Here is a 14,617-nt window from a genome sequence, read left to right as displayed (position 1 = left end):
ATTATTTTTGACTTTCGATAACCTGTAGCCCAAATTGCAAACAGTCTTCGTAAATCGACGCAAACGGCCCTCTTGCAAGCTGCGCTTTCTGTTGTAAACAAAAGGAGCATCGTTCGTTCGTATTTTCTTGAGCCGTTGAGAACGTATCGTCTATTTCCGCCATGTTCTCGTACACATGATGGATAAATTCTTCATCAATATATTCAAACTCCCCTTTGAGTTTCATAGCTGCGAGCTTGCTAGCGACTGCCATTCCTTCATAAAATCGCTGTTTCTCTTTATCTTCGCCATTTTCCACTGCCGCCATCATATCTCCGGAAAACTGTTCCAACGCTTCCGCCGTCAAGCTGTCCAGCCATGTTTTTTGGCCACCGTTCATGAAATCATCTCCTCCTATTCCAGTTACTTTCTTATTGTCGCTCATCAAGAAACCGCGCGCGGATGTCGGGGGTAGGCATCAGGCAATGATCGCGCTTTCCGAACCATTCATACCGATGCTTAGCGACAAAACCATATACATAATCGCGCAGCGGCTTCGGAACAATCCAAAATATATAAAACAGCTTCCATGCGCCGGTAAGCCGCCGGCAAATGCGGAGAGCGGCGCTCGATTTTGTGTAATAACGGTCGTCTTCGAGCAGCACGAGGCTGTCCACCTCCGGAACGCCAAACTTCTGCCGCAGCGCCTCTCCCACTTCACTTTGCAAAGAGGCAAAGCGAAATACGGCATGCGGGTCGCGCGCGATAATAAATTGCACGCTGGCGCTGCAAAGCGAACAAACGCCGTCAAACAAGATAATTGTATTCATCTTTCTCCTCCGTTTACTCGCTATTGACTGGTTCAATGCATTCCATTACATCGTTTTTCGGCGAATTGACAATCGTTGACACTTCGTACATTTTCATCTCTTCGGCAGGATACGGCTGCAATAGCGATTTCACATAATTGCTATCATCGAGCCGCGGATCCATCCATGCCTCCTGCCGCTCTGGCGGCAAAATGACAGGCATCCGCTCATGAATCGTACTTACCAATTCGTTTGCCGTTGTGGTGATAATCGTGCACGTATATAGCGGTTCGCCCTGTTTGTCCCATCTCTCCCACAGCCCGGCAAACGCAAATGGTTCCCCGTTTCGCAGTGTAAAACGGTACGGAATTTTTTTCGCCCCTTCCTTTTTCCATTCATAAAAGCCGTCAGCCAAAATCAAACAGCGCCGCCGCTTGAGAGCATGGCGGAAGCTCGCTTTTTCATCGACCGTTTCCGCCCTAGCGTTGATCATCTTCCAGCCGATTTTCGGATCGTTCGCCCAAGATGGCACGAGCCCCCACTTCATCATCTTCCCAATCCGTATCCCATTCTCCTGCACAACGGTCAACACCTCTTGACTTGGGGCGATATTGAAGCGGGGAGGGAACGTTCCAGTATAGACAAAACGGAACAATGCTTGCAGCTGCACAATATCAACCGTTAACGAAAAGCGTCCGCACATAGGATTTCCTCCTATCTATAATAAACGGATAAAAAAGGAATTTGTTTCATATATGTAGAAGTATAATACAAAAAAGGGCTGTATGCATAAAACCCGTTGTGCTTTGCCATTGATAAGTCATCCGAATATTTGTATCCTTCTCTGGAGAATGGAAGGCTCTTGAAGGAGTAGCAAGTTTATTAAAAACATATGTTCTATTTACGAATATATGTTGTTAAAAAAGTCAAGATGTCATTAGAAAAATAAAGAATTATGATAAAGACCGGATATATCTGGTTTGATGCTTATAAGTTTTTATGTTGGGAATTGCTTGTTGCGTATAGTCCATCATTTAATACAAACACATTGATTAAGGGATATAGTTTTCTTTTGAAGATGTAAATTAAATTTGGAAAGTTTTCGGAGAAACGTTTAAACACCCGGTCAAAGGCATGTCTCACGTCTTCAGGTTCTAAGATTTTCATGCACGCCTCGATGTCGACGCGACTGACGCCGTCAAAATTGCGATCTTCTGGAGCAAGTTATGTTCCTTCAGCTATTTATCAAGGTACATTACTTGTTCGATCGGTGCGTTAAACCTCGTCCGCATCAAGGTTGTCTTCGACACGGAAATCCTGAAAAAGATATCATTATGACTATAAGTAGCACGTCATTATCGTCGTCGTAGCTGATAGAGCGGAATTCATTTAAAATTCCAATCTTATTTCTTTTGCTTTACTAATGATTTTCTTGTTTGGGCCAACGACGTCACTCGTAGTCATTTTCACCCATTGTACATCTTCCCCGTTCAGCTCTTTTAGAATAAACCCTAGATTACCTTGTTTCTTGCCGTTTCCTTCAATTTCCCCATGTAAGTTTTCAAGATAAATATCTTTTTCCCAATCAAATTTCTCACCTGTGCTTGATTCCAATAAAGCTATCGGCGCGAAATTTACTTTCTGTGAAGATGTATTTTTCATCTCTACGAATACTTTGATAAAGTCGAACTGTTCCTCATGTGTTAAGGCGTGAAAATAATCAATCAGGCTGTAATCAGGAACTAAATGGATCACTTTCACATCTTTGACTGTAAGTTCAATTGGCCCAACATGGTATGTCTTGTTTACGATTTTTATTTTCTTTAAAGTAGCTTCTCCCTTTTCATCTACATAATAATCACCTGGCTTTTGTAAATTCTGGTCATCTGTTACTTGCGGGTTTGAAACATATTCGTTTGTCTTTTTTGTCAGCTTATCTTGCTTTGCATCTTTGGCCGACTTATCCATTAGTTCGTTCTTTGTTTGCTGTTGAGTGTCTGAATTAAAAGCCTTGTTTCCGTTATCTATATGTTGGCCGCATCCGACAAGCAAAGTTATCAGACTTGTAAGTAAAAATAGTTTTTTCATCGTTTAAACCTCCATATGCAATATCAAAAAAGTTCCCGTTGCTTGAGCGAGCAACGGGATGTGTGTTCTTTTTCCATACTTTTTTGATCACTACTTATCTTCAATGACAATTTTTTGTTTTCCTTTTCCTAAAATATCAAAGATGATTTTGGCATGATCCGTGTTCTCTATTTGTCCAGCGAAACGTTCACTTCCCGGACCATATGCATAAACAGGAACGTCTTCCCCGGTATGGGCGCTTGTTGTCCAGCCAGTATGTGAACGCTTGTCAAAAATATGTTCGATCGCATCATCCACTCTTTTTACACCTTTATCCTTGTCCGCTTTCCCTTGTTCAGCGGCATCTTTTACAGATTGTATTTCTTCAGCCGTCAATTCCAAATCGATATACTTTTTCAATGTCTCTTCAACATCGGCGCCATTGGCAATCTCTTCTGCCATAAAGTCAGGCGTGCGTTTTGCCGCTTTAATTGGCGCACCAAACCAATTATAAATGCCGTCTGCTCCAATGGAGTAACCACCAGTGGAGTGGTCAGCTGTAGCGACAACAAGCGTATGCTTGTCCTTTTTGGCAAACTCTATAGCCGCTTTGAATGCTTTTTCAAAATCCTCCATTTCACTCATCGCAGAAACAATATCATTGTCGTGTCCCGCCCAGTCAATCTGGCTTCCTTCCACCATCAAGAAGAATCCATCTTTATCTTTGCTTAAACGCTCAATTGCCGATTTTGTCATTTCTTCAAGGGAAGGAATGTCTTCCGTTCGGTCGATCATTTTCGGAAGTCCTCTTGGGGCAAACAAACCAAGAACTTGTTCGTTTTGATCTTTTAATAATTCGTTGCGATTCGTCACATAGCTGTATCCGTCTTTTTTGAATTCTTCCACAAGGTTGCGATCCTTACGGATAAATAGATCGGTTCCTCCCCCCAGCAAAACATCGACTTTATGCTCGCTATTGATTAATTCATCATAGTAGTCATTGGCAATAGCGTTCATATTTTGACGGTTTTCATCATGAGCACCGAATGATGCAGGAGTTGCGTGTGTAATTTCGGAAGTGGCGACAAGACCAGTTGCTTTACCTGCTGCTTTTGCAGCTTCGAGTACAGTTTTTACTTCTGAACCATCATTATCCACAGAAATGGCTGCATTATATGTTTTAATTCCAGCTGCCATCGCTGTCGCAGCGGAAGCAGAATCAGTGATATTTTCTTTAGGGTCTTCAGGATAAGTCATCTGTTGACCGACAAGATATTTGTCAAACTCAGTTTGCTCAACAAATTTTGTGTTTGGGTTGTCTTTTAAGTAACGATATGCGGAAGTATAAGATACACCCATTCCGTCACCAATCATAAAAATGATATTTTTTACTTTTCCATGGTCATGACCTTTCTTTTCTTTTGCATCTGTTTCTGTGATGCTTCCCATTCCTAATAAACTTCCTAAAGCTACGGTAGAAACAACTGTCAAGGGTAAGATTTTTTTTCTGAACAATTTTAACCCTCCCTCAAAAATTTTCCAGAACCATTGTATTGGGAAAATGTTAAACCCAGTTTAATTGAGTTTAATAATTGTGTAAAAAAGAATAATAGGAATAAAAGATTTCTTTTGCTTGAATGAACCCTTTCATAATAAAACATCGTAGACTCCTGTTTCCTTCTCTTATGTTTAAACATTATTCTATTATTTTCTATATTTTTAATAAAATTTTAACAAATTTAACTATTTATGATAAGTATAAAAATGTATTCATCACCATTTTTTATAAAAAAAGAAAACTTTCACGATACCGTCAAGAAGAAGATAGATAGAGTATCTCTGAAATGGATTTAGAATAGAGAAGGGGATTCCTCCGCACAGTCTATTGTTTGGAAAAGGGGGAATTCTCTTTTTTGTTGTTCATGCTTTCGGGGAAACGTTTAAACGGCCGGTCAAAGGTGTGTCTCACCTCTTCCGGTTTTAACACTTTTTCATACACGCCTTGATGTCATCCTGATTGACGCTGTCAAAAAAGCGTATGGCAACACGATGTCGCGACTGCAGTCGCGGTATTTCAGACTGGATCGACGTCAGCTCTCCCTGGGTGTTCGCCGGGGTAAAAATGGCTAATGCCTGCTTAAGGAATGTGGGCACGCCGTCGTAGTCAACGATGAGGCCGTATATTTTCTTGGCATAGGTCCGGTTCGTTCTTGTGACTTCTAGAGCAAGTGATGTTCTTCAGCGGTTTACTGAGGTACATGACTACCTGATCGGCGCGTCACCCCCTGTCCGCAGCATGCCGTACACGATGGTGAACGCCAGCTTTTCCTCATGCAACGGCTTTTTGAAGCATTCGATGTAGTGTCTTTAGGTGGCATTTTTCAAGCAGTCGCTGTTGTTAGAGGAGATGATGGCGACCAGCTCCGGACCGTTGAGTTCATCGGGAATTTCTTTATATAGAACCGCGATCTCACGGTTGATCGCGACATTTGCACTTTGAAGCCGCTTGGTGCGATATATTCCCCATAATGTTCGGTGATGTCGAGGCAGATCCGGCGGATGCGCTGCGGCGCCCCCATAATGTCCTCCTCTGTATCGTGTCTCTTCTTGATTCATTCCCTGTCCTCTTCGAATTCTTGAAAGACGCGGTTAAAAGCCTCGTTCAGCGACTCGCCCTCAAACCGTAATCCGGAAGGGGGCTTTCGGGACTGTCTCGCCATTGCCGACGGCCTGTCGGATAGAGTATGGTCTATTGCTATTGCGTTCCAAACGTTTGGACAGTGTTGCGGTCTTGTTTGTTAATGGTGTCTTGGGGAATGCCATATATACTACGTTTGGCAACGACAGCCGCATGTTCATCACCAAGTCTCCCGTAATCGTTTGGTGCGACTCATCAATGAGGGCAAGGATGCCGTCCGCTTCATTTCAGAACAGTTCATCCCTGTCGTCAACGTAGTCCTGAAACTTTTGGCTGGTTGTCATGATGGTCACGCTTGTCGCCGTCCGCAGCAATTCACGCAAATCCCGGATACCCTGGCACGCCGTGGGGTCGAGAATCCTCATATTTGTTCGTCCAAGTCGGTGTGGTCCGTCATGATGACAATGGAAGGATTGCGCAGTTCCTTAGGGCTTCGCAGTTCCAAGCCCAAGCAGGTGGGGATAGAGAGGTAAAAAAAAGGAAGGAATATTTTTATTTAAATTTTTTGTGCTTTTGTCTTTCATCATTTATTGAATCACATCATACATTAAGGATGTGACGGATAGTTGCTAAAAATTTTTTGTCCACTATAATTAATATTTTATTAAAGAGATTAGTAGTATAAAATCATAGTTTTTGCTAATATTTATTTTAAAGAGAGAATAATAGAATAATAGATAAAAAAAGAGCTACTCTGTTATCGAGTAGCTAAAAGTAAAAAGTTGAATTTCGCAGGTTTCAAAAGTTACAGAGAACAAAGGTATTACAGTTTCACCAATGTGTACATTACAACAATTAGGCTGATAATAATGCACCCTTTCAGTACTCTTGTTTGTGGCAGAGAAAGAGCATTTTTAACGGGTGTATCGGGGTGCTGGACTAAGTGTTTAATCACATCATACAAGGCACTTCCAGCTATCCCCATTATTAGCCCAAAAAGTAATGTAACGAGTGTAGTATCATTCATCATTTCTCCCCCCCTTCATTATTATATTTATATGAATGATTTTCACGAAACATAAAAAAATTGTCTAAAATATTGGTTATTTTTCCCTAAATTAGGTATATATACCTATCTGCACCATGTCATGTTGACTATAAAAAACAATATATAGTGTGGTTATTTGGTAAGAAATTACTGTGTATTGTATTCTTTGATTTAACCAATTAAAAGGGTTAAGTAAATAAAAATGTTATTTTTGTAAGAAAAACATTAAAAAATAAAGAAAGTTTCTACACCTAAAAGGATTATAATCTGATTTTTATTTATTAAATAGAACATAGTTTTAAAATATATATAAACGTCGAAAATCGATGGCATTACATTTTATTTGTTGATCTTTACAGAAATTTCCGTTCATTGGTTTCATCCATCCTATTGAATATAAAAATGGTCTCGTTTAGTTCCGTTCATTTTTTAAAGGAAAATATATGGAAAAACAAGATCCTTTCCCTTGCTCACTTTTAACATCGATTTTACCATTCCCTGAATGCCTCGAACAGAAAACTTTAAGAAGCGCTGGCTGTAAAAGACTTATGGCGATGCGGCCACATGTGGTTTCTTTATTGCCATTTCCGCGCGAGACCAAATAATCTCGCAATCCCATCGGTATTTATGCGTGGGATATTGTGGAATAAATCCAGTAAAAAAGTGGATAACTGACTTGTATAAGGGGTATCACTTGATATTTTTGGGGACATGTTTTATGCCTACCTTTTAGTTTGGAACGACAGTGATTGAGTATACATTGCAGCAAGTGAAAGGGAAAGAGGATATTTCGATTGTGGTAGAGTGAATGGAGGGAGTGACGGTGACATCTCCCGGCCATTTGGGTCAAGAGGAGATCGATCACATTTTACGGAAAAAAGCTCCGTAGATTTTAGATAAATGGAGTTTACTGAATGAAATTAAGCAGCCGCCTGCTCCATTAGAATTTGTCAGCGGAGAAAAATTGCCGTATTTAGGGCGTCATTATCGCATCAAGGTGAAACAATGTCAGAACATCGATCAGGTGAAGATCGTTTTTCATCAAGGAAAGTTTTATATTGAAACGCCTACGTCTTCTAATCAGCCGGAGCACGCGCTGATGATTCGAGAGGCATTAAAAGGATGAAGCAGGCGGAAAAAGCCTGCTTCATATCATACATGCAGTGGTTTCCATATCCGTTCCCTTCGCAACTGCTTATAACAGGCTTGTACGTTGGGAGTCCCCAAATTACCCCCCGTAATAAAATCCGGTTTCCTTCAGTGTCAGCGGATCGCCTTCCCGATGCACACCCGCATTGATTACTTCGCCCACATAAATATAGTGATCGCCTTTTTCTACTTTTTCGACGACTTTGCACTCAAAGAAACTGAGCGCATCTTTAAAAATCGGGCATCCTGTTTCTTCGGTATAGAATTCGTACCCTGCCAGCTTATTTCCTTCCGGTTCTAAAGATTTAAAGAAAGCGGTGACCATATCCTTTTGGCCTGTTTCTAAAATATTGACGCTAAATACGCCACTTTTGGCAATTTGCTCTTGGGAACGAGTGCCTACTTTCACTGCAACCGCTACCAATGGAGGATTAAAAGACGTTTGTGTCAGCCAGTTTCCCGCAAAAGCATTGGCAGCGCCATTTTCATCTTTTGTGCCGACAATGTACAAACCGTATGTAATTCCGCGTAAAGCCGTTTTTTTCGCCTTGGCATCCATGTATGGAACTCCTCCTTCCGTAAAAATCGCGTTTTTCAGTTGTGTAGATGTTCTATTTCCATTTTATCCAAGTTAATAATATATGTCCATCTTTTCATTTTTAGGAGACAAAGAAGATTTCACAACTTAGAATACAGCGGCCAAACTTTTCTATATAGTCTCTAAATGTACTTGGACAGCTCCGATACTAAAACTGTCATCCATCTTGATGTTAAAATTTCGGCAACGCCTCTACCGCATCCGCCAGATCGCTATAGCTGTCTTTTAGGTATCGGGATGTTGCGGCGATATTGCTGTGGCCGGCAAGTCTCCGTACTTTCTCAATATCGTTGTTCGTCGCCTTTAGCTTCCACTTACAAAACGTATGCCGGAACATATGAGGGGTTAGCTTTTTGTTCGGCAGGCTGTAGCTTTCAATCATTCGCTGGATGCCCCGAACAGAAAATTTCGGCGAGCGCTGGCTGTAAAAGACGTATGGTGACTCGGCGACATGCGGCTTCTTTTTCGCCATTTCCGCGCGAAACTTCAGCCAATCCTCGAGTTCGACCAACAAGATATTCGAGATCGGCACCGTTCTTACCTTCATCCCTTTTCCCACGATCCGAATTCACTTCATCTCTAAATCTAAGTCCGTTAATTTCAAATTTGATAACTCTTCTACTCGCAATCCCGCATAGGTAAGCAAGTACACCACCGCGCGGTCGCGGCGATATTTCTCTTCGGGATCCACTCCTCTGCTGCGAACCGGTTTTTTTCGCATCCGATGCAATAAGTCCTCGAATTCTTCTTCTGTGAGCCACATGATTTTTTCGTTGTCTTCATCGGCCGATTTTAAATCCTGGATGTCGCCATTACCCCAGATGGAACTCGTGCTTATGTTGCCAATGTAGGTAATACTGTGTCAGTCATTAACACCTCAACCAACACAGTCATCGGAGTACCTATACCGGTTGGATCCCCCACTCCTTTTGGTATTGCGATTATGCCGAGTGGTATTTAAACACATTTCCAGTACTAAATCTAAAATTATTTTCAAAAGCTTTATAAATAATAGGAGTAAATTAAATGAAAAAAGCAGAAATTCAAACCATTATTGAAAAAGAATTAGAACAAAATCCAGAAATAACAAGCAATGATATTGCCAAAAAACATCGAATCCCCTTAGTCATTGTTGAACTATTGAAAAGAAAAATAAAAAATCAATAAAACAGTTTCTCATATTTTAAGATTCCTAGCTTTAACTTCTAAAAACAATTTCCGCCCTCTAACATACTATTTTGGTGTATAGAACTTTCGATAACGCTGATTATATTGCATTCCAAACTGCTCAATAAATCAGCACTGTTTGATCGAAGCTGGAGCAAAAAATGTTCATTTATCCTTATTTGATGATGTGCATGACACTACAGGCTTGTACAAAAATGCAGATGGTACACCATATCAATACAATGGACATTGGTCATGGATTTATGTATATAACAACGAATGTGTAACAACAATTAATGGCAAAACAACAACAATTATGGAATGGTTGGCTGCCCAGTCATTAAATAAATGGATTCATCACAAACTGGTGATACAGCATAAGCTTATTTTATCTGCTCCATAAATTAAAATTATATGGAGAACTTTATTCTAAATAGTAAGGAAAACGTCAAACTAATGTTGTAGGGATGGAGGAATTACAGATGTATGAAACACGCTGGGCTACTAAAAACAAGCTTCCGTTAATAGCAGAATTTTGGTTTAGAATGGCATGTGAAATGGGTGAAATAGATGGCATAGCTTTGCCTGACTCACAAAAGGTTAATGAAGTTGAACGTTTATTTTTTAAGGAAAGTGAAAATGGAAACCTCATGTTTAGAGTAGCAGAAAGTGAAAAAAAGAGATTGTAGCTTGTGCGGGTAGTCTTTGAAGAAAAGAGTATTTCTTTCCTTTAAGTGAAGAGCAAACTCCTTTTGGTTGGATAATAGCCGTTTATACTCTACCGCAACATAGAGGTAACGGATTAGCTTATCAACTGGTAGATGAAGTTTGTTCATGGTTAAAAGGTAATGGGGCAAAGCGAGCTATGGTCTAGTTCTAGAGCGAGAAAATTATATGAAAGTCTAGGATTTAAATCAATGTTAGATATGGAGAAACCGTTAGGTTAATTAGAAGGACAATATAAATATCAATTTCAAAAAGTCCCAAAAATCCAACGCATTAAACAAGTCATTCAGGAGGATGAGGACAAAGGAAACATGCATAAACTAGGAAAGATTGTTAAACAATAATAACGCTCACCAAAGATATATAATGAGGTGATTGAATGAAAGTATGGTCTAAGTTTTTAATCTGTATATGTTTGCTGTTTACGTTTCATTTACCTGTTCAGGCGCATAATATTACCATTCCAAAACAAGCAGTAAATATCAAGCGTGTCGCAAACTTAAAGGATTTAGTAAGAGGCTCAACATTAATTGCTTATGGTTGGTTCGATACTTCTTTTCAGAAACAGCCGTTAAATAAGTCTGTACAAGGTGGGCAGCTCGTCAATTTTGTACAAAGCTTTCATGTCGACAAATATTTAAAGGGAACCGGCGGAAAAATCATCAACGTGTTATCAACCGGTATTGAACCCCTTCCTGATCCTTTACATCCTCTCAACAAAGTTTATCCAGGACCGATGGCTGAGGGTCGATATGTTTGCTTTCTAAAACCTGTTCCAGGAACAAAATTGTATACCATTGTCGGGGGATGGCAAGGAGTCTACCCTGTTTACGAAGGAAAAACCATTTCCTTGAAAGAAGAAGGTTTTCCAGAGTTAAATCAATTAACGCTTAGACAATTTGAAGCAAAAATCAAGTCCCGCTAAATACTGGACACAGAAAAGATAGGCGGCAGGCCTATCTTTTCACAATAGATGCAGCAAACTTCCTTCATACATAATAAAACAGAAAATAAATAAAAAGATGATTGTAAAACCTATTCATTTTCCATTTACATCATTCATCTGATAACATTTTTTCACCCATCCTTATTTTCTCACATCTCGATGAACTACAACATCTTTTATATATGCTCTAAAGCGACTGTTCTAGCAAATCCTACAAGACAATCTCATTGCCATACTCCAACAGCAATATTTTAATTCAGTATTTTTGCAATATCTTTCTCGCTGTACTCAGGCCACCATCCGGCGTTGTTAAAAAGCTCTTTTACAGCACGAGGAGGAATAGGTTGGTCTTTATGTAACCTTGTCTGTTTACTCCTTAATAGTTATGTGAACACGAAAATGTTAGTGGTTTCATTCTCGGACGACTCCGTTTAGAGGAAATGGTTTTTCCTCTACGTTCTTTTAGTCCTTCTTCCCTATACTATTGATAGTTCCTTACCCAAATGCGTACCTTTTTAGAATTTTTTTATCTCCATTCTCCTGGCCACTTTTCGCTACCCTAATTGTTCATTCAAATACATCGCGACTGCACGTAATTTAATTCAAAACTATAGCTTATGTATTTTGCATCTGATTTATCCAAAAAAATCCCTCCTGTATAGCAGTGTGTCCTTTTTCTACACTGTCCACACAAGAGGGATAATATCAGCTCTCCCCTCTTTTTCTTATTTCGAAAGGAGTGATACGATGGCAACGACAACGGTAAAAAACAACCGATAAAGCCAACGGCTGTGATGACAGTGACAAGCACAGCAAAACCAACCGCAACACCGATCAATCCGAATAAACAACCGACACCTATGCCATACGTTCCGTCTGTTCATGGAACACCAACTATTAAGCCGATACCAATACCAATAATACCGATAGGTCAATCACCAAGAATCACACTAAAAAATAAGGTCCATGAAAAAACAGAGCCGTGATGAAAAACGACTCTGTTTGAAGCGTTCATTTTGGCAATAAACTATGCGCCGTTATATCTTATATCTTGTCTCAGTTACTCCAGCAATTCCCGAAGTTCATTGACATACTCGCCCGAGCCAGTGACAATCAAGCGATCCTCCTTTTGCAGCTTTGTGTCCCCGTGCGGAACGATCGATTCATTTTCGCGGAAAATGCGGACGATAATGCAATCTCCCATAAACGGAAAGCGGCGGAGCGGGATTCCATCATATTCATTGTTATTCATCGTAATTTCATGCAATGTCGCATCCTTGTTTATAAACATCCGCGCCACTCGCGGCGATTCAATCGACGCCTTCAGCATCGATGTCGACGACAGCAAGACGGACATGGTTTCGATGCCTTCCTCCTTTAGCCGTTCGACTTGTGTCGGTGTTTCCGCCAGCGCAAGCACCCGCTCGACTCCCCGCTCTTTGGCCGCCAATGCGACGGCAGCGTTCACCTTTTCATTTCCCGTCCAAGCAACAACGATATCGGCAGCAAACGCTTTATGTTTCTCCAATGTTGGCAGCGAATAGTCCTCGATATCCACAATCGGGAACACGTGATCGGAAAGCGGCAGCTCCATTTTTTCTTGCTGGATATGATACAGCGTCGCTTCATAGCGTTGTTCGTCTAATTCCTTTGCCGCCGATAACGTAAATTGGTTCGTGCCAATAAACGAAATGGCAATCTTTTTGTCTTCCTCTTTCGGCTTCACAAATAATTTTTTAAATAAAATCGGTGAAATGATGCTGGAGATGACCGCCACCAAAATAAGCGCGCCCTTCATATTTTCATCAATGACGCCGATGCGTTCGGCAATCGTAGCCGCTGCAATAACGAGCGACAAAGTCGAAACAAGCAAAAACGCCGCGGCGAGCGTTGTTTTTGTGTCATACCAGATTTTTAATAGGGAGACAGGAATAATTTTCGAAATCGCCAGCGCAGCCACCAACAGCGGAATCATCATTAAAATCTTCGGTTCAGTGACCAGCGCCCGCAAATCTAAATCGACTCCAACCATGACAAAAAAGATCGGGATGAAAAATCCGTAGCCAAAGGAATCTAATTGATGCATCAATTCTTTATTCGGCGACAGCAAAGAAACGAGCACCCCTGCTAAAAACGCCCCTAAAATATTTTCGGCACCAAATGTCTCCGATAGGGCGACCAAGACGATAATCAGCGTAAATACAGCACGCGTGCCGATCTGTACTGTTCCTTTTGCCATTGTTTCCACAAAGGAACGTTTTTTAAAATATTTACCAACAAAATAAAAGACGACACCTGCGGCAAACAAGCCAAGAAGTAGCCAAACGCTTTTATGTCCTGGTTCATAGATCGAAACGAAAACCGCCAGTAAAATCATTGTCGCCAAATCGGCAATAACCGCAACAAGCAAAATCGTCTGCCCGATCGTCGTTTTCATGAGATTGGTGTCTTTTAACGTAGGAACGACGACACCAAGCGAAATAGTAGAAATGATTAATGTCATTAAAAACGCATTATCAATATAACCTGCTAATACAAATAAATAGGAAAGCCCGTAAGACAACACGAAAATGGCCAAAAAGATAATCGAAGCGACGACAAATTGATTCGGTTCCTTTTGTTTCTTGTTTGCTTTCGGTTTATTCGCAAACGCGGAAAAATCAATTTCTAATCCACTTAAAAACATTAAAAACAAAAAGCCTAATGTCGATAACGTTTCAATCCACATGTCCGGTTTGACAAGGTTAAATCCGGTCTTCCCGATCATAATGCCGGCGATAATTTCCGCCACGACAACAGGAATGACCTGCAGACGCAAACGATTCAATAATATGGGCGTCAAAAAAGCAACGACAACGACAATCAACAACGAAGTAATCGATGACTGTTCCGCCATACCATTCTCCTTTCCAAACGTTTTCTAGACTTTAGATATTATCCCATAGAAACAAATTTGGCAACAAAACAGTTTCAAAAATAATGGATCGCTCACTAAATTGAGCTCTCGAATCACGGTATGATTAGACCGCCGCTGTAGCGCAACTCATACACTTTTTCTCCCGCGATGAAAATGCGCTCTTCCCCACAAAAGCGTTCCCATGTACCTTCATAATCATTTTGATATGTATACGAGCCATCTTGCCATTGACGCGGGCCGCGATATGGCGCTTGCACATCAACTAATCGGAGCGCCTTACGTAAAAACGCATAAACAGAAGCTACTTGTGCCCGTGGCAAACTGGGAGTAACGATACCTCTTGAATATACCATCGACCATACTGGCCTCTCTTTTTCTTCCACTACTTCTTGTCCGGCGAAAAAAACGGAGCCGAAATAAATATCGCGGTACAAATAGTCATCCTTCTGATATTCCAGCTGCTTTGCCTCGTTCCATAAAGGACGGACCGACGCATCATTCGTCTCGGAAGCGTATGTCTGTTTTTTTGCTTCCACTAGATTTGCCGTATCTCTTTCCATCGATGTTTCCCTC

Annotated in this window: 16 protein-coding genes and 2 pseudogenes; 6 read left to right on the top strand and 12 right to left on the bottom strand. The window is 40.8% G+C overall.

Annotation, left to right across the window (positions count from 1 at the left end):
• Nucleotide 1: 1 nt before the first annotated feature.
• The 10 genes and pseudogenes from HT574_RS05030 to HT574_RS04985 all read right to left on the bottom strand — a co-directional run.
• The gene (locus tag HT574_RS05030; RefSeq protein WP_175243676.1) at nt 2-379 is read right to left on the bottom strand and encodes a hypothetical protein; all 378 of its coding nucleotides are present in this window, start codon (nt 377-379) and stop codon (nt 2-4) included.
• Between the two features lie 31 nt (nt 380-410).
• Nucleotides 411-809, bottom strand: a complete 399-nt coding sequence (locus HT574_RS05025) for a thiol-disulfide oxidoreductase DCC family protein (RefSeq protein ID WP_175243675.1) — start codon at nt 807-809, stop codon at nt 411-413.
• Between the two features lie 13 nt (nt 810-822).
• Complete coding sequence (locus HT574_RS05020; protein WP_175243674.1) at nt 823-1,491, bottom strand: SOS response-associated peptidase; 669 nt, start codon at nt 1,489-1,491, stop codon at nt 823-825.
• Nucleotides 1,492-2,177: 686 nt separating this feature from the next.
• Nucleotides 2,178-2,876 carry a hypothetical protein gene (locus tag HT574_RS05015; protein WP_175243673.1) on the bottom strand — a complete coding sequence of 233 codons (699 nt, stop codon included), beginning with the start codon at nt 2,874-2,876 and terminating at the stop codon, nt 2,178-2,180.
• 90 nt (nt 2,877-2,966) lie between these two features.
• Nucleotides 2,967-4,370, bottom strand: a complete 1,404-nt coding sequence (locus HT574_RS05010; protein WP_254698566.1) for an alkaline phosphatase — start codon at nt 4,368-4,370, stop codon at nt 2,967-2,969.
• 852 nt (nt 4,371-5,222) lie between these two features.
• Nucleotides 5,223-5,471: a hypothetical protein gene (locus tag HT574_RS05005; protein WP_175243672.1), complete on the bottom strand. Its 249-nt coding sequence runs from the start codon at nt 5,469-5,471 to the stop codon at nt 5,223-5,225.
• Nucleotides 5,472-5,531: 60 nt separating this feature from the next.
• The gene (locus tag HT574_RS20435) at nt 5,532-5,765 is read right to left on the bottom strand and encodes a hypothetical protein (RefSeq protein ID WP_175243802.1); all 234 of its coding nucleotides are present in this window, start codon (nt 5,763-5,765) and stop codon (nt 5,532-5,534) included.
• 551 nt (nt 5,766-6,316) lie between these two features.
• Entirely contained in the window at nt 6,317-6,523 is a 207-nt protein-coding gene (locus HT574_RS04995; RefSeq protein ID WP_081162804.1) for a hypothetical protein, read from the bottom strand.
• Nucleotides 6,524-7,769: 1,246 nt separating this feature from the next.
• A complete protein-coding gene (locus tag HT574_RS04990) occupies nt 7,770-8,249 on the bottom strand; it encodes a flavin reductase family protein (RefSeq protein WP_003247648.1) in 480 nt (159 codons plus the stop codon).
• Between the two features lie 211 nt (nt 8,250-8,460).
• Nucleotides 8,461-9,096 (bottom strand): annotated as a pseudogene (locus HT574_RS04985) (tyrosine-type recombinase/integrase); the annotation flags it as partial.
• Between HT574_RS04985 and HT574_RS04980 the strand changes: the two are divergent.
• From HT574_RS04980 to HT574_RS04960, 6 genes and pseudogenes are all read left to right on the top strand, one after another.
• Complete coding sequence (locus HT574_RS04980) at nt 9,085-9,249, top strand: hypothetical protein (protein ID WP_309138281.1); 165 nt, start codon at nt 9,085-9,087, stop codon at nt 9,247-9,249. The pseudogene HT574_RS04985 and the gene HT574_RS04980 overlap by 12 nt on opposite strands.
• Before the next feature lie 65 nt (nt 9,250-9,314).
• The gene (locus tag HT574_RS04975; protein ID WP_175243671.1) at nt 9,315-9,455 is read left to right on the top strand and encodes a hypothetical protein; all 141 of its coding nucleotides are present in this window, start codon (nt 9,315-9,317) and stop codon (nt 9,453-9,455) included.
• Between the two features lie 139 nt (nt 9,456-9,594).
• Nucleotides 9,595-9,858: pseudogene (locus HT574_RS04970) on the top strand (hypothetical protein); the annotation flags it as partial.
• 79 nt (nt 9,859-9,937) lie between these two features.
• Nucleotides 9,938-10,144 (top strand): hypothetical protein, encoded by a 207-nt coding sequence (locus HT574_RS19790; RefSeq protein WP_254698564.1) that lies wholly within the window; start codon nt 9,938-9,940, stop codon nt 10,142-10,144.
• A gap of 71 nt (nt 10,145-10,215) precedes the next feature.
• Nucleotides 10,216-10,329: a GNAT family N-acetyltransferase gene (locus HT574_RS19785; protein ID WP_309138280.1), complete on the top strand. Its 114-nt coding sequence runs from the start codon at nt 10,216-10,218 to the stop codon at nt 10,327-10,329.
• 231 nt (nt 10,330-10,560) lie between these two features.
• Nucleotides 10,561-11,106 (top strand): hypothetical protein, encoded by a 546-nt coding sequence (locus HT574_RS04960; protein ID WP_042409674.1) that lies wholly within the window; start codon nt 10,561-10,563, stop codon nt 11,104-11,106.
• 1,081 nt (nt 11,107-12,187) lie between these two features.
• Here HT574_RS04960 and HT574_RS04955 read toward each other — a convergent pair.
• Both HT574_RS04955 and HT574_RS04950 read right to left on the bottom strand, forming a co-directional pair.
• Nucleotides 12,188-14,023 carry a monovalent cation:proton antiporter family protein gene (locus tag HT574_RS04955; protein WP_175243670.1) on the bottom strand — a complete coding sequence of 612 codons (1,836 nt, stop codon included), beginning with the start codon at nt 14,021-14,023 and terminating at the stop codon, nt 12,188-12,190.
• A 113-nt stretch (nt 14,024-14,136) separates the two neighbouring features.
• The gene (locus HT574_RS04950) at nt 14,137-14,604 is read right to left on the bottom strand and encodes a DUF5680 domain-containing protein (RefSeq protein WP_175243669.1); all 468 of its coding nucleotides are present in this window, start codon (nt 14,602-14,604) and stop codon (nt 14,137-14,139) included.
• Between the last annotated feature and the right edge of the window lie 13 nt (nt 14,605-14,617).

The sequence above is a fragment of the Parageobacillus sp. VR-IP genome, from assembly GCF_013357975.1.
Lineage (GTDB): Bacteria > Bacillota > Bacilli > Bacillales > Anoxybacillaceae > Saccharococcus > Saccharococcus caldoxylosilyticus.
Note: the sequence above shows the minus strand (reverse complement) of the source record. Positions and strands in the feature narration are given on the sequence as shown.

Coding starts and splice junctions, on each gene's coding strand:
- HT574_RS05030 (WP_175243676.1), bottom strand. CDS start 379: ATGAACGGTGGCCAAAAAACATGGCTGGACAGCTTGACGGCGGAAGCG.
- HT574_RS05015 (WP_175243673.1), bottom strand. CDS start 2,876: ATGAAAAAACTATTTTTACTTACAAGTCTGATAACTTTGCTTGTCGGA.
- HT574_RS05005 (WP_175243672.1), bottom strand. CDS start 5,471: ATGAATCAAGAAGAGACACGATACAGAGGAGGACATTATGGGGGCGCC.
- HT574_RS04955 (WP_175243670.1), bottom strand. CDS start 14,023: ATGGCGGAACAGTCATCGATTACTTCGTTGTTGATTGTCGTTGTCGTT.
- HT574_RS04975 (WP_175243671.1), top strand. CDS start 9,315: ATGAAAAAAGCAGAAATTCAAACCATTATTGAAAAAGAATTAGAACAA.
- HT574_RS04950 (WP_175243669.1), bottom strand. CDS start 14,604: ATGGAAAGAGATACGGCAAATCTAGTGGAAGCAAAAAAACAGACATAC.
- HT574_RS05020 (WP_175243674.1), bottom strand. CDS start 1,491: ATGTGCGGACGCTTTTCGTTAACGGTTGATATTGTGCAGCTGCAAGCA.
- HT574_RS05025 (WP_175243675.1), bottom strand. CDS start 809: ATGAATACAATTATCTTGTTTGACGGCGTTTGTTCGCTTTGCAGCGCC.
- HT574_RS04995 (WP_081162804.1), bottom strand. CDS start 6,523: ATGATGAATGATACTACACTCGTTACATTACTTTTTGGGCTAATAATG.
- HT574_RS19790 (WP_254698564.1), top strand. CDS start 9,938: ATGTATGAAACACGCTGGGCTACTAAAAACAAGCTTCCGTTAATAGCA.
- HT574_RS04990 (WP_003247648.1), bottom strand. CDS start 8,249: ATGGATGCCAAGGCGAAAAAAACGGCTTTACGCGGAATTACATACGGT.
- HT574_RS04960 (WP_042409674.1), top strand. CDS start 10,561: ATGAAAGTATGGTCTAAGTTTTTAATCTGTATATGTTTGCTGTTTACG.